General features: G+C 69.1%; 19 protein-coding genes, 1 tRNA gene and 1 riboswitch. Of the genes, 10 read left to right on the forward strand and 10 right to left on the reverse strand.

Going from position 1 to position 18,430, the window contains the following annotated elements; translation table 11 throughout:
• Positions 1–129 precede the first annotated feature (129 nt).
• Complete coding sequence (gene aroB / locus FHR21_RS09870) at positions 130–1,227, reverse strand: 3-dehydroquinate synthase (RefSeq protein WP_184097739.1); 1,098 nt, start codon at positions 1,225–1,227, stop codon at positions 130–132.
• Positions 1,215–1,778, reverse strand: a complete 564-nt coding sequence (locus FHR21_RS09875; protein WP_184097741.1) for a shikimate kinase — start codon at positions 1,776–1,778, stop codon at positions 1,215–1,217. Before FHR21_RS09875 ends, aroB begins: the two co-directional genes overlap by 13 nt.
• A 246-nt stretch (positions 1,779–2,024) precedes the next feature.
• Here FHR21_RS09875 and FHR21_RS09880 point away from each other — a divergent pair, with 246 nt between their 5' ends.
• From FHR21_RS09880 to FHR21_RS09895, 4 genes are all read left to right on the forward strand, one after another.
• Positions 2,025–3,836 (forward strand): hypothetical protein, encoded by a 1,812-nt coding sequence (locus FHR21_RS09880; RefSeq protein ID WP_184097743.1) that lies wholly within the window; start codon positions 2,025–2,027, stop codon positions 3,834–3,836.
• Between the two features lie 189 nt (positions 3,837–4,025).
• The gene (locus tag FHR21_RS09885) at positions 4,026–4,949 is read left to right on the forward strand and encodes a tyrosine recombinase (RefSeq protein WP_184097745.1); all 924 of its coding nucleotides are present in this window, start codon (positions 4,026–4,028) and stop codon (positions 4,947–4,949) included.
• A 9-nt stretch (positions 4,950–4,958) separates the two neighbouring features.
• Complete coding sequence (locus tag FHR21_RS09890) at positions 4,959–5,906, forward strand: acetyl-CoA carboxylase carboxyltransferase subunit alpha (protein ID WP_184097747.1); 948 nt, start codon at positions 4,959–4,961, stop codon at positions 5,904–5,906.
• Positions 5,907–6,008: 102 nt separating this feature from the next.
• On the forward strand, positions 6,009–7,511 hold the full coding sequence (locus tag FHR21_RS09895; RefSeq protein WP_246427155.1) for a M48 family metalloprotease: 1,503 nt from the start codon (positions 6,009–6,011) through the stop codon (positions 7,509–7,511).
• A 78-nt stretch (positions 7,512–7,589) separates the two neighbouring features.
• Here the strand turns inward: FHR21_RS09895 and FHR21_RS09900 are convergent, their stop codons facing one another.
• Together FHR21_RS09900 and FHR21_RS09905 are read right to left on the reverse strand one after the other, a co-directional pair.
• Positions 7,590–7,754 carry a Flp family type IVb pilin gene (locus FHR21_RS09900; protein ID WP_184097751.1) on the reverse strand — a complete coding sequence of 55 codons (165 nt, stop codon included), beginning with the start codon at positions 7,752–7,754 and terminating at the stop codon, positions 7,590–7,592.
• A 145-nt stretch (positions 7,755–7,899) separates the two neighbouring features.
• Positions 7,900–8,049 carry a Flp family type IVb pilin gene (locus tag FHR21_RS09905; RefSeq protein ID WP_338113124.1) on the reverse strand — a complete coding sequence of 50 codons (150 nt, stop codon included), beginning with the start codon at positions 8,047–8,049 and terminating at the stop codon, positions 7,900–7,902.
• 86 nt (positions 8,050–8,135) lie between these two features.
• On the opposite strand from FHR21_RS09905, the gene FHR21_RS09910 reads away from it, so the two are divergent.
• Positions 8,136–8,564 (forward strand): (deoxy)nucleoside triphosphate pyrophosphohydrolase, encoded by a 429-nt coding sequence (locus FHR21_RS09910; protein WP_184097755.1) that lies wholly within the window; start codon positions 8,136–8,138, stop codon positions 8,562–8,564.
• A gap of 158 nt (positions 8,565–8,722) precedes the next feature.
• Here the strand turns inward: FHR21_RS09910 and FHR21_RS09915 are convergent, their stop codons facing one another.
• A complete protein-coding gene (locus FHR21_RS09915) occupies positions 8,723–9,574 on the reverse strand; it encodes a methyltransferase domain-containing protein (protein ID WP_246427156.1) in 852 nt (283 codons plus the stop codon).
• 85 nt (positions 9,575–9,659) lie between these two features.
• On the opposite strand from FHR21_RS09915, the gene FHR21_RS09920 reads away from it, so the two are divergent.
• The 5 genes from FHR21_RS09920 (at position 9,660) to FHR21_RS09940 (ending at position 12,162) form a co-directional block, all read left to right on the forward strand.
• Positions 9,660–10,502: a ComF family protein gene (locus tag FHR21_RS09920; protein WP_184097757.1), complete on the forward strand. Its 843-nt coding sequence runs from the start codon at positions 9,660–9,662 to the stop codon at positions 10,500–10,502.
• Positions 10,503–10,506: 4 nt separating this feature from the next.
• Positions 10,507–10,767 carry a glutaredoxin 3 gene (grxC, locus tag FHR21_RS09925; RefSeq protein WP_184097759.1) on the forward strand — a complete coding sequence of 87 codons (261 nt, stop codon included), beginning with the start codon at positions 10,507–10,509 and terminating at the stop codon, positions 10,765–10,767.
• Between the two features lies 1 nt (position 10,768).
• Positions 10,769–11,245: a DUF1178 family protein gene (locus FHR21_RS09930; protein WP_184097761.1), complete on the forward strand. Its 477-nt coding sequence runs from the start codon at positions 10,769–10,771 to the stop codon at positions 11,243–11,245.
• 47 nt (positions 11,246–11,292) lie between these two features.
• Positions 11,293–11,369: transfer RNA gene (locus tag FHR21_RS09935), tRNA-Arg, on the forward strand.
• Positions 11,370–11,520: 151 nt separating this feature from the next.
• Complete coding sequence (locus FHR21_RS09940) at positions 11,521–12,162, forward strand: heme-binding beta-barrel domain-containing protein (RefSeq protein ID WP_246427157.1); 642 nt, start codon at positions 11,521–11,523, stop codon at positions 12,160–12,162.
• A gap of 635 nt (positions 12,163–12,797) precedes the next feature.
• On the opposite strand, the gene FHR21_RS09945 is transcribed toward FHR21_RS09940, so the two are convergent.
• The 5 genes from FHR21_RS09945 to FHR21_RS09965 all read right to left on the reverse strand — a co-directional run bounded on the left by FHR21_RS09945 (position 12,798) and on the right by FHR21_RS09965 (position 18,410).
• Positions 12,798–13,595: an ABC transporter ATP-binding protein gene (locus FHR21_RS09945; RefSeq protein ID WP_184097763.1), complete on the reverse strand. Its 798-nt coding sequence runs from the start codon at positions 13,593–13,595 to the stop codon at positions 12,798–12,800.
• Complete coding sequence (locus tag FHR21_RS09950) at positions 13,588–14,574, reverse strand: FecCD family ABC transporter permease (protein WP_184097765.1); 987 nt, start codon at positions 14,572–14,574, stop codon at positions 13,588–13,590. Before FHR21_RS09950 ends, FHR21_RS09945 begins: the two co-directional genes overlap by 8 nt.
• Entirely contained in the window at positions 14,571–15,386 is an 816-nt protein-coding gene (locus FHR21_RS09955; RefSeq protein ID WP_184097767.1) for an ABC transporter substrate-binding protein, read from the reverse strand. Before FHR21_RS09955 ends, FHR21_RS09950 begins: the two co-directional genes overlap by 4 nt.
• Positions 15,386–17,350: a TonB-dependent receptor plug domain-containing protein gene (locus tag FHR21_RS09960; RefSeq protein WP_184097769.1), complete on the reverse strand. Its 1,965-nt coding sequence runs from the start codon at positions 17,348–17,350 to the stop codon at positions 15,386–15,388. Before FHR21_RS09960 ends, FHR21_RS09955 begins: the two co-directional genes overlap by 1 nt.
• A 76-nt stretch (positions 17,351–17,426) precedes the next feature.
• A riboswitch (cobalamin riboswitch) is annotated at positions 17,427–17,614 on the reverse strand.
• Between the two features lie 43 nt (positions 17,615–17,657).
• Positions 17,658–18,410, reverse strand: coding sequence for a 3'(2'),5'-bisphosphate nucleotidase CysQ (locus FHR21_RS09965; RefSeq protein WP_184097977.1), 753 nt, complete (start codon positions 18,408–18,410; stop codon positions 17,658–17,660).
• Between the last annotated feature and the right edge of the window lie 20 nt (positions 18,411–18,430).

Genomic DNA, 18,430 nt, shown 5'->3' on the forward strand with positions numbered 1-18,430 from the left:
ACGGGGATGGGTGATGCAGATTTATGGCTTGCTGCTCTAACAAGGGGTTGGAAAGGGATGTTCCTCTTTTCAAGCTCCGCCAGTTCCTGCGGAACAAGCTGCACTCTTCTCTCCCCTGAAGGGAAGGGGCTACGCCCCGTCCAGAAACGCCGCCACCGTGTCGAGGCCATAGTCGTCGGTCACGAAGCTCCGCCCGATGCCGTGGGTCAGGATCAGCGGCAGCTTGCCGCCGCGCACCTTCTTGTCGTGCGCCATATGCGCCGCGAGCGCTGCGCCGCCGCTGTTGATGCCGGCGCTGGCCAGGCTGTGTGGCAGGCCGAGGCCGGCGAGATGGTCGCGCACCCGCGCCGCGTCCGCGGCGGGGCACAGGCCCTTCGCGGCCGAGAATTGATGCGCGAGCACCATGCCCGCGGCGACCGCTTCGCCGTGGAGCAGGCGGTCCGAATAGCCGGTCTCGGCCTCGAGCGCATGGCCGAAACTGTGGCCGAGATTGAGCAAAGCGCGGACGTCCTGCGTCTCGCGCTCGTCGGCGGCGACGATGCGGGCCTTTGCCGAAACGCTGTGCGCGATCGCCTTGTGGCGGGCCGCACCGTCGCCCGCGAGCAGCGCAGCGCCGTTCGCCTCGCACCAGGCGAAGAAATCGGCGTCGTCGATCAGGCCGTATTTGACCACCTCGGCATAGCCTGCGCCGAGCTCGCGCGCGGGCAGCGTCGCGAGGGTGGTGGGGTCGATCAGGACGAGTGCGGGCTGGTGGAAGGCGCCGATCAGATTCTTGCCCGCGGCGACGTTGATCGCGGTCTTGCCGCCGACGCTACTGTCGACCTGCGCGAGCAAGGTCGTCGGCACCTGGACGAAGGCGCAGCCGCGCTTGACGATGCTGCATGCGAAGCCGACGAGATCGCCGATCACCCCGCCGCCGAGCGCGATGACATGGTCGCTGCGCTCGATTCCCTCGCCGATCAGCCATTCGGTCAGGCGCGCGAGCCCTTCCCAGCTTTTCGTGCCTTCGCCCGCAGGCAGGACGAGCGAGGAGGCCGCCACGCCCTCAGCCGCCAGCGAGGCGGAGACGCGGGCAAGATAGAGGTCGGCGACATGCGCGTCGGTGACGATCATCGTGCGCGGCCGCTTCAGGCGCGGCGCGACCTGCGCGCCGACCGCATCGAGCAGTCCGTCGCCGATGACGATATCATAGCTTCGCGCACCCAGTTCGACGGTCAGCCTTTCCATTGCGCCAGTGCCTCCAGTATTGCGCGCACGGTCTTTTCGTGCGGGTCGCTCGCCGAACTGACGCGCAGATGCGCCTCGGCATAGATGGGGTTGCGGACCGCGGCGAGTTCGCGGAGCACCTCGCCCGGGTCGCGATCCTTGAGCAGCGGGCGGTGGCTGCGCCGGCCGACGCGCTCGACGAGGGTCGGGATGTCGGCGTCGAGCCACAGCGACAGGCTGTCCTTCAGGATCAGTGCGCGCGTCTCGTCGTTGATGAAGGCGCCGCCGCCGGTCGCGAGGACCAGTGGCCGACCCGTGAGCAGCCGCGCGATCACCCGGCGCTCGCCATCGCGGAAATGCGCTTCGCCGAAGCGCGCGAAGATGTCGGAAATGGTCATGCCCGCGGCGCGCTCGATCTCGGTGTCGGCGTCGGCGAAGGGCAGGCCGAGCCGCTGCGCGAGGCGGCGGCCGATCGTCGACTTGCCCACGCCCATCAGCCCGACAAGCACGATCGGGCGCGCGCGGATCGCCGCGGGAATGGCTGACGCCGGGCTTTTCGGGTTTCGCGCCATGGTGCGCGCGGCTATACCGCCCGAGGCGCGCGGGACAATGGTTTTCGGCGCGCGGGATGAACCGAGGGTCGTTGGGATATTGCGCACAAGCGGAAGATCGGGGAAAGGCCGCTGGGTCGGGCGACTGGTCGTGCTGGCGTTGCTGCTGGTCGCCTTCGTCCTGCTGCTGCTGTTCCTGGGGCGGCCGACCGAGCCGAAAATGATTGAGGTGGATGTGACAGACAGGATTGCCGCAGGGGCGCCGCAATGACGAAGAAGCTGCTTGCGCTGACGCTCGGCCTGTCGGGCAGCGCGCTCGCCGCGGCGCTGGTGCTGCCGGTCGTTGCACAGGAATCGCTGCTTCCCGAAGGCTTCGGCACCCCGGCACCGTCGCCGTCGCCCGCGCCGACTCCCGCGCCGTCCTCCACCCCCGCGCCAAAGGGGCCGGTTGCCCCGAAGGGTCCGGCGCCGCTGACCCCCTCGGTCGCCCCGACGCTGCCCGGCACCGAAACGGCCGCCACCGACACGGACGAGGGCGAGGAAGACGGGCTGTTATCGAGCCGGCTGAAATACGACCTGCCGCCCGGCGCGCGGCGGCTGCTCACCCGCGTCGGACCGCTGACGCCCGAAACCGGCGGCATGGCGCCCGACGCCTTTGGCGTGCGCGGCCAATATGCCGCGGCGATCATGCGCGCGACGAACGGCAACCTTGCATCGCGCTGGGGGCATATCCTGCTCCGCCGCGCGCTGTTGTCGGCGATCGACACGCCGAAGACGATCAACGGCGCCGACCTCGCCGCCGACCGCGCGGCGCTGCTGCTGCGGATGGGCGAATCGATCGGCGCGCGCTGGATCGTCCAGTCGGTCGACTATGACCGCGCGAGCCGGCGCCTCGTCTCGGCGGCGCAGCAGACCTATCTCGCGACCGCCGATCCGGCCGGCATGTGCCCCTATGTTCCCGCGGGGCTCGCGCACGGGGATCAGCAGACATGGCGCCTGTCCGCCGCCATCTGTTCGGGCCTGACGGGCGAGGCGGGGCCGGCGGGCTGGGCGATCGGTCGCGTGCGGTCGAGCGGCAAGATCGCCAACTTCGACATCTTGCTCGCCGAGCGCGTACTCGGCGCGACCGGCGCCGGGCGGCGCTCGACGACGATCGAGTGGGACAATATCGACCGGCTGACCAACTGGCGCTTTGGCATGGCGACCGCGACCGCAATCCCGATCCCGGCGGCGCTGCGCGCGTCGCAGCCCGGCTATATGCAGGGCTGGACGGTGCTCGCGCCGATGGGCGAGATGGCCGACCGCATCGCGGCGGCGCCGGCCGCTGCGGCGCGCGGCGTGCTGTCGAGCGAAGCCTATATCTCGCTGCTCAGCACCGCGGCGAGCGAGGCGGAACCCCCCGCCGAGCTGGCGAGCGAAACCGACACGCTGCGCAGCGCTTTCGGCGCCGGCGCAGCGGCCGACCGCTATGCGGCGATGCAGACGCTCTGGGGCGCCGCCGCCAATCCGGCGCAGCGCTACGCGGTGCTGATCGCGACCGCGCGCGCCGCGGCGGCGCTGCCGGTGCGCACCGAGGTCGGCGACGATCCGTGGCAGCTCATCGGGTCGATGCTGACGGGCGGTTACGACCGCAATGCGCTGGCCTGGGTGCCGCAGGTCGACGTCGGCACGCGCGCCTGGGCGATCCTTGCGGTCGGGTCGCCTCGCGCGCTCGACGGGATGGGCGCGGGCCGGATCGGCACATTCGCGAACGACGATGACAGCGCGGATCAGTTGCGTTCGAAGCTGCTGCTCGCCGGGCTGGCCGGGCTGGGGCGGCTCGACGCGGGCGATGCGTCGTCGGCGGCCGACAGTCTGGGCGTCGATCTGGGTCGGCAGACGCGCTGGACGCGCGCGATCGACGAGGCGGCGAAGCGTCGCGAACCGGGCATGGTGGCGTTGATCGCCGCGGCCGGGATGCAGGGCGACTGGGCGAAGATGCCGCCCTATCACCTTTATCATATCGTGCGCGCGCTGCGCGACGTCGGGCTCGAGGCCGAGGCGCGGATGATCGCCGCCGAGGCGCTGGTACGTGTCTGAATCGCTGGCAAGCGGGGGTCTGGCCCACGCGCCGGGCGTCACAACTCATCCGTTCGCCCCCCGCCTTCGCGGGGGCAGGCTCCGAGCCTGTCGAAGGGCTGTTCTTTCCTTGCGACGCCGAAAAGAAAGAACGGTGCTTCGACAAGCTCAGCACGAACGGAAAAGATTTCACCGCGCGAGTCTGGGGCAATGAATGACAGCGCGCTGATCGACCGGTTCCTCGAGATGATGGCGGCCGAGCGCGGGGCGTCGCGCAACACGCTGGCCGCCTATCGCCGCGATCTGGAGCAGGCGGCGCGGCTTGCGAAGGGGCGGCTGGCGGAGGCCGATACGGCGGTGCTGCGGGCCATCATGGCCGATTATCGCTCGCTCGCCGCGAGCAGCGCGGCGCGCAAATTGTCGGCGTTGCGGCAGTATTTCGCCTTTCTGCTCGATGAGGGCGAGCGGACGGACAATCCGACGCTCGATATCGCGCGCCCGGCGACGCGGCGGCCGCTGCCGCGCATCCTGACCCACGACGACGTCGAGCGATTGTTCGCGCGCGCCGGCGAGGAGGCGGCGGGCGAGGCGCCGCCCGCGGCCGCGGTGCGCGGGCTGCTGCTGCTCGAACTCCTCTATGGATCAGGCTTGCGGGCAAGCGAACTCGTCTCGCTGCCGCGCCGCGCGGTTTCGGGCACGCGCGACTATCTGATCGTGCGCGGCAAGGGGGACAAGGAACGGCTGGCGCCGCTCTCCGCTCGTGCGCGGGACGCGCTCGACCGCTGGCTGCCGCTCGCCGGCGACGGATCGCCCTGGCTCTTTCCGTCGGGCAAGGCGCATCTGTCGCGGGTGCGATTGTTCCAGTTGCTGCGCGATCTCGCGGCGCGCGCGGGGATCGATCCGCAGGCGATCAGCCCGCATGTGCTGCGCCACGCCTTCGCGACGCATCTGCTCGAAGGCGGCGCCGACCTGCGCGCGCTGCAGTTGATGCTCGGCCACGCCGATATCGCGACCACCGAAATCTACACCCATGTCGACAGCCGCCGCCTGGTCGAGCTGGTCAACCGCCGCCATCCGCTCGCGCACATGGATCTCGGTGCGGCGAGCGTTGACGTCGAAGCGCCATCCGCCTAGCGATTCGGCATGACAGCCTTTCTGGATTTCGAAAAACAGGTCGCCGCGCTCGATCGGCAGATCGCCGAACTGCGCGACATGGGGGACGACCCCTCGCTCAACATCGAGAACGACATCGCCCGGCTCGAGGCCAAATCCTCGAAAATGCTGCGCGATATCTATGCCAGGCTGACGCCGTGGCAGAAAACGCAGGTCGCGCGCCATCCCGACCGGCCGCATTTCAAACATTATGTCGCGGGGCTGTTCGACGACTGGATGCCGCTCGCCGGTGACCGCAATTTCGGCGACGATCAGGCAATCCTCGGCGGTCTCGCGCGCTTTCGCGGCCGCCGCGTCATGGTGATCGGGCACGAGAAGGGCGACGATATCCCGTCGCGCATGAAGCATAATTTCGGCATGGCGAAGCCCGAAGGCTATCGGAAAGCCATCCGCCTGATGCAGCTCGCCGACCGCTTCGGCCTGCCGGTGGTCACGCTGGTCGACACGTCGGGGGCGTTTCCGGGCATCCAGGCCGAGGAACGCGGGCAGGCCGAGGCGATCGCACGCTCGACCGAGCAATGCCTCGCGCTCGGCGTGCCGATGGTCGCGGCGATCGTCGGCGAAGGCGGGTCGGGCGGCGCGATCGCGCTGGCCGCCGCGAACCGCGTGCTGATGTTCGAACATGCCGTCTATTCGGTGATCTCGCCCGAGGGCTGCGCCTCGATCCTGTGGCGCACGTCGGACAAGGCGCCCGAGGCGGCGGCGGCGATGAAGATGTCGGCCGAGGATCTGCTTGCGCTGGGGATCATCGACCGCATCGTTCCGGAGCCGGTCGGCGGCGCCCACCGCGCGCCCGAGGTTGCGATCCAGTCGCTCGGCGACGCGATCGCCGCCGAGCTCGACACCTTGGCGGACCTGCCCCGCGAGAGCCTGCTGTCGGGCCGCGAGGAGAAATTCCTCGCCATGGGCAGGGGCTGAGGGGGAACCCGATCTCCTGCGCTGGCGTTCTCCGGATTAGCCCATCCGCTTCGGGGGAGGGGTTGGAATGGCAAAAAGGGAGGTGTGCCTATGGCCCGCAGGATGACGACGACGATAGCGCTGGCGGCTTTGGTCGCCGGCTGTGCGACCGCCGCGGGCGGCGGGCTGAGCGGCCCCGCCGACGCCAAGACCAAGACGATCCGCACCGCGTCGAGCATCACCGCCGCCGAGCGCCAGCAGGGCGCCGAGGCGCATCCGCAATTGTTGCAGGAATTCGGCGGCGCCTATGCGGGACCGCAGGCCGCCTATGTCGGACGCGTGGGACAGACTATCGCGGTCCAGTCGGGCCTGTCCAACGCGCGCGGCGATTTCACCGTCACCCTGCTCAACTCGCCGGTCAACAACGCCTTCGCGATCCCCGGCGGCTATATCTATGTCACCCGCCAGCTCATGGCGCTGATGAACGACGAGGCCGAACTGGCGGGCGTGCTGGGGCACGAGGTCGGACATGTCGCGGCGCAGCACAGCAAGAAGCGGCAGAAGGCGGCGACGCGGAACAGCATTCTCGGCGTGCTCGGCGCGGTGCTGGGCAGCGCGATCGGCGACAATGGCGGCCTGCTCGGCTCGCTGGGCGGGCTGCTCCAGAATAATGCGATGCAGGTCGCGCAGCTTGCGACCCTCGGCTTCTCGCGCAGCCAGGAGCTGGAGGCCGACCAGCTCGGCGTCCGGTATCTGAAGAGCGCGGGCTATGACCCGATGGCGCTGTCGACCGTGCTCGCAAGCCTCGCCAACCAGACCAATCTGGAAGCGAAGGTCGCCGGCGGCGACGCCCGCTCCATCCCCGAATGGGCGAGCACCCACCCCGACCCCGCCTCGCGCGTCCGCAACGCGCAGACGCTGGCGAGCCGCGTCGGCACCGGCGGGGTCCGCAACGCCGACGCCTTCATGGCCGCCGTCGATGGCGTTCTCTATGGCGACGACCCGGCGCAGGGCATCGTCGAGGGGCGGCAGTTCCTGCACCCCGATCTGCGCCTCGCCTTCACCGTCCCGAACGGCTACGGCATGCAGAACGGCACGAGCGCGGTCAGTGTCAGCGGCAATGGCGGACAGGCGCAATTCTCGACCGCGCCCTATAGCGGCGACATGAACGCCTATATCGCCTCGGTGTTGAAGGCGATCGGCGGCGACGCCAATCTGACCCCATCCGCCATTCAGCGCACGACGGTGAACGGCATTCCCGCCTCTTACACGACGGTGCGCGCGAACAGCCAGTCGGGGCAGGTCGATGTGACCGTCTTCGCCTATGAATTCGCGCGGAACAACGCCTTTCATTTCGTCGCGCTGACCAAGGCGGGCGGAGCCGGGACCTTCAATTCGATGTTCGGCAGCCTCAGGCGGCTGAGCGCGAGCGAGGCAGCGGCGATCCGGCCGCGGCGCGTCGATGTGGTGACGGTGAGATCGGGCGATACGGTGGCGAGTCTCGCGCGGCGCATGGCCTACAGCAATTATCAGGCCGAGCGGTTTCAGGTGCTCAACCGGCTGGCGGCGAACAGCCGCCTGACGCCGGGGCAGAAGGTGAAGATCGTCACCTATGCCAGCCGCTGATGCGCGGGGCACGGAAAAGGGGGCGATGTCGCCACCGCCCCCTTTCCTATGGATGTGCCGGTAAACCCGGCCGCCCTATCACTTGTTCAGCGAATTGCCGACCTTCGTGAAGGTGTTGGTGACGCCGGTGCCCACGGCGCCCATCGCACCGATGGCGGCGACGGCGATCAGCGCGGCGATCAGGCCGTATTCGATGGCGGTCGCGGCCTTGTTGTCGCGAATCAGCTTCTTGAGAAACTTCATGTCTGGTCTCCTGATGAGTCACTTACCCTGTTGACGGTCTGGTCGTGGTCAACGCTATCGGTTTAGGGCGAATTGGTTTTGAAACCCTTAATGAAGCGCGGATTTCGGCGGGGTCACCTTGGTCCCGTAATGGCACAGCCGTGCCTTACATCGCCTCCGTCGAAGCGTTGGAAACCTTGGTCCACATATTTATCGTGGCGGTACCGACCCGGCTCATCGCGCCGACGGCAGCGAGAAAGACGAGCGCGAGGATCAATCCATATTCGACGGCCGTTGCGGCCCTGGTCGACCGCATCAGCCTGTAAAAGTTGCGCATTGTTCCCCCCCTGACAAAGCTATAGTTCCCGAGACCGCCCATCGTCGCACAGGAAGGTTAAGGAATTGACCGGTCAACCCGCCGCAAAACCCGCGAAAAACTGCGTCATCGTCACCGCCGCGGCGCTTGTCGACGGCGACGGCCGCCTGCTCGTGCAGCGGCGTCCCGCAGGCAAGCCGATGGCGGGCTTGTGGGAATTCCCCGGCGGCAAGATCGAAGCCGGCGAGACGCCCGAGGAAGCGCTTGTCCGCGAACTGGCGGAGGAACTGGCGATCGACGTCGAGGCCGCCTGCCTCGCCCCCGCCTGCTTCGCGAGCGATACGCTGGGCGACAAGCATCTGTTGCTGCTGCTCTATGTCTGCCGCAAATGGCGCGGCACGCCGCAGGCGATCCATGCGAGCGCGCTGCGCTGGGTGCGTCCGGTCGAGCTTTACGCCCTCGACATGCCGCCCGCCGATCTTCCGCTGATCGGGCTGCTGGAGGCGTTGATTTAGGTCCTGACCTAGAGCAGCGAGCCTTAAATCCGAACCATCATGCCGTTCGTGTCGAGCGAAGTCGAGACACCCATCGGCCTCGCGCCATGCTGATGGGTGTCTCGACTTCGCTCGACACGAACGGAAGAAAGGGTGATGCAGATTTACGGCGCGCCGCTCTAAGTTTTCGGCCGTAGCGCCTCCGCGAGCGACGCGGTGCCGCTGCCGCGCCGGGCGGGGCGCGGCTGGTCGGGGTGCGGCGCCCAGCCGCTGAAATGGATCAGGCGAAAGCTCTCCGCGACGCGGCCGTCGGGGTCTGCCTGCGCGGCGAAGGCGGCGGCGATGCGCGCCGCCTCTTCGCGGGTCAGCGGCGGCGGGGCGGGGGCGAGGCGGCTCGCGAGTCCGGCGGCGCGCAGGTCGCGGACGAGCGCGAACCAGTCGCCATAACGCACGGTCAGCGCCTCGACGTCGACGACCGGCAGGGTGAAGCCGGTGCGCTGGAGCAGATTGCCTATCGCGGCGAGGTCGATCTGCGGGTGCAGCCGCGCGATTGGGCGCACGTCCTCGCTCATCACCGCACGGCGCTGGCGCGGCAGGCTGCCGTCGCCGACGAAGGCGCCGAGCAGCAGGCCGTCGGGCGCCAGCAGCGCGCGCAGCCGGACGAGCGCGCCGGGCACGTCGTTGACGCTGTCGAGGCCGCCCGGCCAGACGATCAGGTCGAAGCTGGCGAAGGGCAGGTCGATCGCATCGGCCTCGCCGATCATTGCTCCACTGCGCGCGGCAAGACATGGTCCCGCCTCGATCAGCGCGAGTTCGGTCCCCGTCGCGCGCAGCCGGTCGGCGAACGCCGGATCGTGGGCGCCGATCAGCAGAGTGCGCGAAAAGGTGCGCGTCACCATCGACAGGCGGTCGAGCAGGGTTTCGGCGATGATCGGCGCGAGGAAGTTCGCGTCGGCCGGCAGGCGTGCCAGCCGGTCACGCTGGGCGCGATGACGGGCGGGGGAAAAGAGCGGGGCGGGGTCGGCGGCCATGGGCGCGCTTGTGCCGCCCCCCGGCTTTCGGCACAAGAGGACATAGCGATAGGGGAAGGGCGACCGGGGGGGAGGGGCGACACCGATGCACGCCACGGGGCAAGATCTGGTCCGCGTCCTGCGCGCGGCCGGCCGCGCCGCGATTGATTATGCGCTCCCGCCGCGCTGCCCCGCCTGCGGTACGATCGTCGGGGCCGATCGGCAATTCTGCCTCGCCTGCTGGTCGTCGCTCGATTTTCTCGACGGTCCTGCCTGCGCGCGCTGTTCGATTCCGTTGCCGAACGCGATCCCGGACGGCGATCTGCAATGCGGCGCCTGCCTCGCCGATCCGCCGCCGTTCGAGGGTGCGCCTGCCGCGGTCGCCTATGGTCCGGCCGCGCGCACGGTGGCGCTGCGCCTCAAATATGGGCGGCGGCTCGGCCATGCGCGGCTGATGGCGGCGCTGATGCTGCGGCCGCTACGCGCGCTGGCGGGCGAGGGGGCGGGCGAGGGCGGGGTGCTGCTGGTGCCGGTGCCGTTGCACCGCTGGCGGCTGTGGTCGCGCGGCTTCAACCAGGCGGCGCTGGTCGCGGGCGAACTGGCGCGGCTGAGCGGCGTTCCCCACGATCCGCATCTGCTGCTGCGGGCGAAGGCGACGCCGTCGCTGCGCGGCCGGGGCCGGCGCGAGCGCGAACGGATCGTCGCGGGTGCTTTTGCCCTGGCGGGCGATGCCAGGGCGCGCGCGGCGGGGCGGCATCTGATCCTGGTCGACGATGTCCATGCGAGCGGCGCGACATTGCGCGCGGCGGCGCGGAGTTTGCGGCGCAGCGGTGCAGCCCGGATATCGGCGCTGTGCTGGGCGCGCGTGGTGCCCGAGGCGCAGGGCGGCAAGGCATTTGACTTTGCGGCGCTCGATTCCGATATGCAGCAGGAAAGGATGACGGGATAGCCGCATGGCAATGATCGAAGTTTATACGAAATTTCTCTGCCCCTATTGCACGCGGGCGAAGAGGTTGCTCGACGGCAAGGGCGCGGCCTATCGCGAAATCGATGTGACGATGGATCGCGACGGCTTCGACGCGATGGTCGGGCGCGCCGGCGGGCGGCGCACCGTGCCGCAGATCTTCATCGACGGCCGGCATATCGGCGGCAGCGACGACCTTGCGGCGCTCGACGCGGCGGGCGGGCTCGATCCGCTGCTCGGAAAGGCGTGACATGATCGTCTTCGACCTCTGCTGCACCGCCGGCGACCACCGCTTCGAGGCGTGGTTCGCGAGCAGCGACAGCTTCGCCGACCAGCAGGCGCGCGGACTGATCGCCTGCCCGGTGTGCGGCGACGCGGAGGTCCGCAAGGCGGTGATGGCCCCCCGCGTCGGGGCGAAGTCGAACCAGCAGGTGGCGCCGCCGGTGCCGGCAAAACCGGCGAGCGAAATCGCGACAGCCGACCCGACGCCCGAGCAGGTCCGCAAGCTGCTTGCCCATATCGCCGGCAAACAGGCCGAAATGCTGCCGCAATCGCGCTGGGTGGGCCGCGATTTCGCGGATGCGGCGCGTGCGATGCACGAGGGACGCGCGCCCGAGGATCTGATCCACGGCCAGGCCTCGCCCGACGAGGCGCGGGCGCTGCACGACGACGGCATCGCCGCGATGCCGCTGCTCGTTCCTTTCGTGCCGCCCGAAGCGACGAATTGATCCCCCGATTGACGCTTCGCACCCCGCGCCGCTAAACGAGCGCCGACGCGCCCGTAGCTCAGCAGGATAGAGCATCAGATTCCTAATCTGGGGGCCGTGGGTTCGAATCCCGCCGGGCGCACCATTTCCATTCGACGTTGGGCATTGGTGCGGCGGTACGGGGCCGATCACCATGGAGGGGGGCGGGCTTCTGGCAACGCCATGTGCTCGCGCGCGGTTCGATCTTGGGGGAACTGCGATCTTTTGTTGGCCATTGCTCGCTTCGCGGTGTTAGCATGGCCGCGCAACAAGGAGAGAGGAGTAAAGTCGCGATGCCGAATGATATTGCCTATTCGCGTAAACTGGGTCCGCTGACGCCGCTCGTCGGCGAATGGGAAGGCGATGTCGGAGTCGATATTTCGTATCATAACAAGGACGATTGGACGACCGAGACCACCTATTTTGAAAAGGCCTCGTTCAAACCCATTCCTTTACAGGAAAACGGCCAGCAGACTTTGTGGGGACTGAATTACAGCATGACCGCGTGGCGCCATGGCGAAGAAGCGATGGATCCCTTCCACGACGAAATCGGCTTCCTGCTGTGGGACAAGGCGCATGGCGAAGTCATGCGCACGGTGGTATTCGGACGCGGCATCGCGATCCTTGCCGGCAGCAGCGCAGAGCCACACGATAAGGTGCTGACCTTCGATGCCAGACCGGGAGAGCCCTGCTATGGCATATTGCAGAATAAATATCTGCTGGAGCGCGCCGAAATCCGCGATTTCAAGAGCAGCTTCACGATCAATGACGACGGCACCTTCAGCTATGTTTCCGATCTGGCGCTGAAGCTTGCCGCCACCGGCACGGAAATGCACCACACCGACAGAAATACCCTGCATCGCGTCAAGCGCTATCATCCCAGCGCCGAAGGCGGCTGACCGCGAAAAGCTGTGATCCCGCCGGACACGATCCTTTGCCGCGCTACCCGGTTCGGGCGGCGCGACCGGAGCCTGAGGACGATGCGCATTCGGCCTTGGTGCGAAACCTCTCCCGGCACGGGGAACCGGCTCGCCTTTGATGCGTTGCATCCAGCGATTACAACCCCCTGGTTTCAAATGTGATCACGTAAAATGCCCCGCCGATCGGCGGGGCATTTTATGTGCCGCGCGCTGCGGTACGAATAGCCTCGCTCCAATCCCCCCCCCCGGGGCGAGGTCGAAGGGCTCCGTCAGGGGGCGGAGCCCTTCATTCTCCCGGCAAAAGGGAGTCCGGCTTCGACGCACTCGTTGCGCGCAGCCGAAGCGTCGTCCGGGCAATGGCGCACCTTGGTATTAAAGCGGCGTGCGTTAAATCTGCATCACCCTTTCTTCCGTTCGTGCTGAGCTTGTCGAAGCATCGTCCTTTTTCTTGCTACGCTTGAAAGAAAGAACAGCCCTTCGACAAGCTCAGGGCGAACGGGGATGAGTGATGCAGATTTACGGCAAGCCGCCCTAAGGTAACCGACCGGATATTTGGCGCTTGCGGCGCAGTTGGAACGGTGGCCCTTTGCAGCGGCCCCCGACCATGCCGCCCATCACGATGGTGCGGACCTTTCTTGTATCGAGCTCGCGCGGCGAAAATAGAGAGCGTCCGATCCATCTTCGGCAAAGGCGGGTTCGCGGCCGAACAGGGCGGGGACATGGCGCGCGAAGGCGTCGCGGGTCGCCGGGCCGTGGGCGATGAGCCGCCCGCCGCCGAGCCACAGGATCGCATCGGCAAACTGCGCAACGAGCGACAGGTCGTGCAGTACCGCGACGACCGTGCGCCCGCTGCGCGCGAGGCCGATGAGGGTTTCGAGCACCCGATACTGGTTGGCGGGGTCGAGCGCCGCCGCGGGTTCGTCGGCGAGCAGCACCGGCGTGTCGGCCGCCAGCACGCGCGCGAAGCAGGCGAGCGCCTGCTCGCCGCCCGACAGGCTGGTGACGATGCGGTCGGCGAACTCGGCGCAGCCGGCGGTCGCCATCGCCTGCGCGACGGCCGCGCGGTCCGCGGCACCCAGCCGGCCCGGCGTCGCGCCATAGGCGAAGCGGCCGAGCGCGACCATGTCGGCGACGCGCATGTCCCAGGCGAGTTCGTGGCTTTGCGGCAGATAGGCGATGCGGCGCGCGCGTTCGATGGGTCGCAACGCGCGCAGGTCGGTATCGCCGAGGCGCATGCTTCCCTCCGCGTGGGCGACCCCGGCCAGCGCACGCAGCAGCGTCGATTTGCCCGCGCCATTGGGGCCAACGATCGCGGTGAACTGGCCGGGCGCGAGCGTCGTGCTCACCCCCTCGATCAGCGTCTTGCCGCCAGCATGGACGGTGAGGCCGTCGAGGATCAGCGGGTCAGCCATGGGCCGTCCGTCCGCGTCGCAGCACGATCATCGTGAAGATCGGCGCGCCGGCGAGCGCCGCGACGACGCCGAGCCGCAACTCGTTCTGGGTCGGCAGCAGCCGGACCAGCAGGTCGGCAAGAACGAGAAGCAGCGCACCGAGCCATGCCGAGGGCAGCAGGGTGCGCCCCGGATCGTGGCGGGTCCACGGCCGCACCAGATGCGGCGCGACGATGCCGACGAAGCCGACCGCGCCGGCGAGCGCGACCGCTGTGCCGGTCGCGATGCCGGTCCCGGCGATCACCGCGATCCGGGTGCGCCGCGCGTCGAGTCCGTGCGCGACCGCCGCTGCCTCGCCGAGCGAGAGCAGCGACAGGTTGGCGCGCTGGCTGGCGAGCAGGGTGCAGCCGATCAGGATCAGCGGCGCGGTCGTCGCGACGTCGGCGAGCGAGCGGTTGGCGACCGACCCCAGCGTCCAGTTGATGAGATCCGACAGCGAAAAGGGGTTCGGGGCGAAATTGAGGATCAGCGCCATCACCGCGCCGCAGAGGCTCGACAGGCCGACGCCGATCAGGATCAGGCTCGCCATGCCCTGCGTGCGCACCGCCGCCGAGGCGAGCAGCGCGGTGACGAGCAGCGCGCCGCCGATCGCGCCGAGCGGCAGCGCCCACGACCAGACGGCGGCAAGCCCGAAATAGAGGGTCAGCGTCGCGCCGAGCGTCGCCGCCGCCGAGACGCCGAGGATGCCGGGTTCGGCGAGCGGATTGCGGGTGAGCGCCTGCAGCGCCGCGCCGCACAGCCCGAGCGCGGCGCCGACCAGCGCGGCGGCGAGGATGCGCGGCAGGCGGATGTCGAGAAGGATGATCGAAGCGGCGGGATCGGTGCCGGCGAGCGCATCGGCGAGCAGGCGCGGCGAGACGCCGTCGGGACCGACCGTCAGCGCGAGCAGCGCGGCGAGCAGCAGCAATGCCGGCAGGACGAGATTGACGCGCGTCGTCATGCCGCCGCCAGCCGGGTCACGGCATGACCCATCAGCCAGTTGCCGCACGACAGCCACGCGCCGGGCACCTCCACCTGCCGTGCGCGGCGTGTCGCCCGCGCGACGACCGGATGGCGCGACGCGGTCCAGTGATCCTGCCGATAGCGCGGGCTGTCGAAGAAGGCGCGGAAGACGAGGTCGGGTGGGCGGCGCACCATGGCTTCGAGCGGCAGGCTGCCCCAGCCGGGCGCAGCGCGATAGGGGCGATAGCCCGCCGCACCCATGACCTCGGCAACGAGCGAGCCGGGACCGGTGGTGACGTCGCCGGGGGTGACGTAGAGCGCGGTGCCCCTGTCGGCGCCCTTGTCGGCGGTGGTGCGTGCGGCGGCGATTTCGCGGTCGAAGCCTGTTATCAGCGCCCGCGCCCGCGCCGCTGCCCCCAACGCGTCGCCGACGCGCAGCATGTCGCGCCGGGCGTCGTCGAACGACATCGGAAAGCCGAGTTGGACTACCCGGATGCCCATCGCCCGCAACTGCCCGTCGAGTCGCGCGTCGCCGCCATAGCTGCGCACGACGACCGCCGGCCGCGCGGCGACGATATCCTCCAACTGCGGGCGCAGCCGGTCGATTCCTCGCGCGCGCGGCACGGCGAAACTCGTGTCGCTGTCGGCCTCGAACGACACGGCGCGAATCCGGTCCTTCGGCACCAATCCGAGCAGCATCTGGTCGGCGCAGAAATCGATGCTTGCGACGCCGCGCAGCGCGGGCAGCGGCGCGCGCGGCTGGCAGGCCGCAAGGGCCGCCAGCATCGCAAGCGCCGCCGCGATGCGCATCAGAAGGCCCAGCGCACGCCGACGGTCGCCGAGCGGCCCGGCGTGCCATAGGTCGCGACCGTCTGATAATCCTCGTCGAACAGATTCTCGACGCGGCCATAAAGGTCGATGGCATCGGTGAGCGGGTAGGAGGCGCGCAGGTCGACGAGCCAGTAAGCGTCCAGGCGCACGAGATTCGCGCGATCGTCGAAGCTGGCGCCGGCATGGCGCACCGCGAGCGACACATCGGTGCCGGCGAGCGCGCCCTGCGGCGTCCAGGTGAGTGCGGCGTTGACCACGTGCCGCGGCCGCCGCGCGAGGCGGTTACCCTCGAGCGCCGAGCCGGGGGTGCGATCCTTGACCGACAGCAGGCTGTAATTGCCGCTGAGCGAAAAACTTTCGTTCAGCCGCACGCCGCCCTCGACCTCGATCCCCTCGGCGCGGGCGCGGTTGATATTGTCGTAGGTGCCGAAGGGGCGATAGCCGCCCGCGCAGATCGGGGGCTGGGGGGCCGGCCCGGCGGGGCAGGAGACGAAGTCGATCAGGTTGCTGCTGTCGCGGCGGAAGGCGGCGACGTCGAGGAACCAGCCCTGCGTCGTGCCGAAGCGCAGGCCGATCTCATAGGCGCGCGCGCGTTCGGGCAGCAGGTCGGGATTGCCGTAAGCGCCCGCCGTGTCCGAAAGCTGGTAGAGGGTCGGCGCCTTGAAGCCTTCGCGATAGCTGGCGCGCAGCGTGACGAGATCGCCCAGCTTTTGCCCGGCATCGACCGCGAAGGTCGTCGCGCCGCCGAAATCGCGGTGATCGTCGTGGCGGACCCCCGCGGTGATCGATAGGTTCTCGGTCGGCCGCCCGACTAGCATCCCCCAGAAGGACGTGATCGCGGTCTTGCCCCGATCGCTCGAAAAGGCGCTGGAGGTCAGCGCGTGCGTCCATTCGCGCTCGGCGCCGGCGAGCAGTCGCAGCCGGTCGCCGCCGAGCGCGCTCCAGTCGAGGCTGTAGCTCAGCCGTTCGCTGCGCCCGCGCGCCGAAAAATTCGGGTCGTCGCCGATGGATGGATCGAAATTGTCGCGGTTGATGTCGGCGAAACCGAACTGCAGCTTGTGCGAAAAGCCGCCGTTGGTGTCGCTGCCGCCCGGCCGGTGTTCGATGGTCGCCGCGGCATAATGTTCGCGCGTCTTCTGATATTCGTCGGTATCGCCGAAACTGCTGTAGGTCGGCGGCGGGAAGCCGTCGAGTTCGACCCGGCTGTCGGCGAACAGGCCGAAGGCACGTAATTCGATCGTCTCGCCGATCCGCGTGCGGTTGGTAAGGTTGACCGAAACTTGCCGATAGCCGTCGCGCTCGGTGCCGACGGCGGCGTTGCTGATACCGTCGGTGCGGACATAGCCGGCGCCGATGCCGAACTCGGCCGGGCCGAGCGCCGCGGTGCGGAGCTGGCCGTTCAGCCGCACCGTATCGCGCGCGCCAACTTCGGCGCCGAAGCGGCCGGTCGTGCGGTCGCTGCCGTCGGCGGACGGGCGCGTCGTCGTTACCGACACCACGCCGCCGATGGCCTGGCTGCCCCAGGGCAGGCTGTTGGCGCCGCGTAGCAGCTCGATGCGGTCGATGCCGCCGATCATCAGATTGGCGAAGTCGAAGCCGCCGCCGGGCGAGGAAGGGTCGCCGACGCGCACCCCGTCGATGACGACCAGCGTCTGCTCGCCCTCGGCGCCGCGGATGCGCAGGTTGGTGACGCCGCCGAGGGTGCCGTTCTGCGTGACGTTGACGCCCGGCAGCCGCGCGATCAGGTCGGCCGCCGCGCCGTTCTGTGCGCGGGTCAGTGCCTCCTCGTCGATCACCGACCAGGACGCGTTGGTGTCTTCGGCGGCCAGCCGGTTGCCGATCACGGTGATCGAATAATTATCGTCGGCCTGCTGCGCGAGCGCGGGCGACGCCGCGGCGAGCGCCAGCAGCGAGAGGGTGGTTGGGTAGGCGGCGGTCTTCATGTGGATTCCCCTTCGTAACGGTCCTGCCGTCACGCGAGAATCCTCGCCTGCCCCCGGTACATCCCGCCCGCGCGCAGATAACGGCGACGCTCCGGCAGGTCTCCTGGCTTCCGGGTCGCTGGAGGATACGGCCTTCCCGGCGCAGCCGCGCCAGTGGCATGTTCGCATCCGCCTCGCCGGTTACAGTTGCGGGGGCAGCACCGGATTTGCACCGGCCTTCCCTTTTCATGCCCGTTTCCGGGCAACCCGAGGTCACGAGGCGGGCCGCTAGCAAAAGCGCGCGCGCGCCGCAATCGGCAAATCGGCGTCAGTCGGCGACGTCCGTCCGATAGGATGCCGCGAGCCGCAGCACCTCGTCCGCCAGTTCGCGGCGGCAGATCAGCAGGTCGGGCAGATAGGGATTGGCATTGTTGTAGCGGATCGGCGATCCGTCGGCGCGGCTGACGTGCAGCCCGGCGGCGGCGGCGACCGCGGCGGGGGCGCAATTGTCCCATTCATATTGGCCGCCGGTGTGGAGGTAGATGTCCGCCTCGCCGCGCACGACCGCCATCGCCTTCGCGCCCGCCGACCCCATCGCGACCAGTTCGGCGCCCATGCGCTCGGCGACATGCACCGCCTCGGCGGCGGGGCGGGTGCGGCTGACGAGCATCTTCGGCGGCCGGCTGGCGGGGGCAAGCGGCAAGGGGGTGCCCGAGGTCAGCGTGAGACCGAGCCCCGGCAGCGCGACCGCGCCGACCGCCGCGACGCCGTCCACCGCGAGCGCGACATGGACCGCCCAGTCGCTGCGCCCCTCGCCATATTCGCGGGTGCCGTCGAGCGGATCGACGATCCACACGCGCGAATGCGACAGGCGGGCGGCGCTGTCCTTTTCCTCTTCGGACAGAATCGCGTCATCGGGCCGGGCGGCGCGCAGTTCGCGGCACAACATCGCATTGGCATCGCGGTCGCCAGCGGCGCCCAGCGCCTTTCCGGTCAGTTCGCCGGCTTCGCGCAGGCCAAGGAGGATTACACCCGCCGCTTCCGCCAGCCTGACGGCCAGCGCTTCGTCCGTTTCGTTCATATCGCAATCGGCCCCTTCGG

This window comes from Sphingopyxis panaciterrulae (genome assembly GCF_014199295.1).
Lineage (GTDB): Bacteria > Pseudomonadota > Alphaproteobacteria > Sphingomonadales > Sphingomonadaceae > Sphingopyxis > Sphingopyxis panaciterrulae.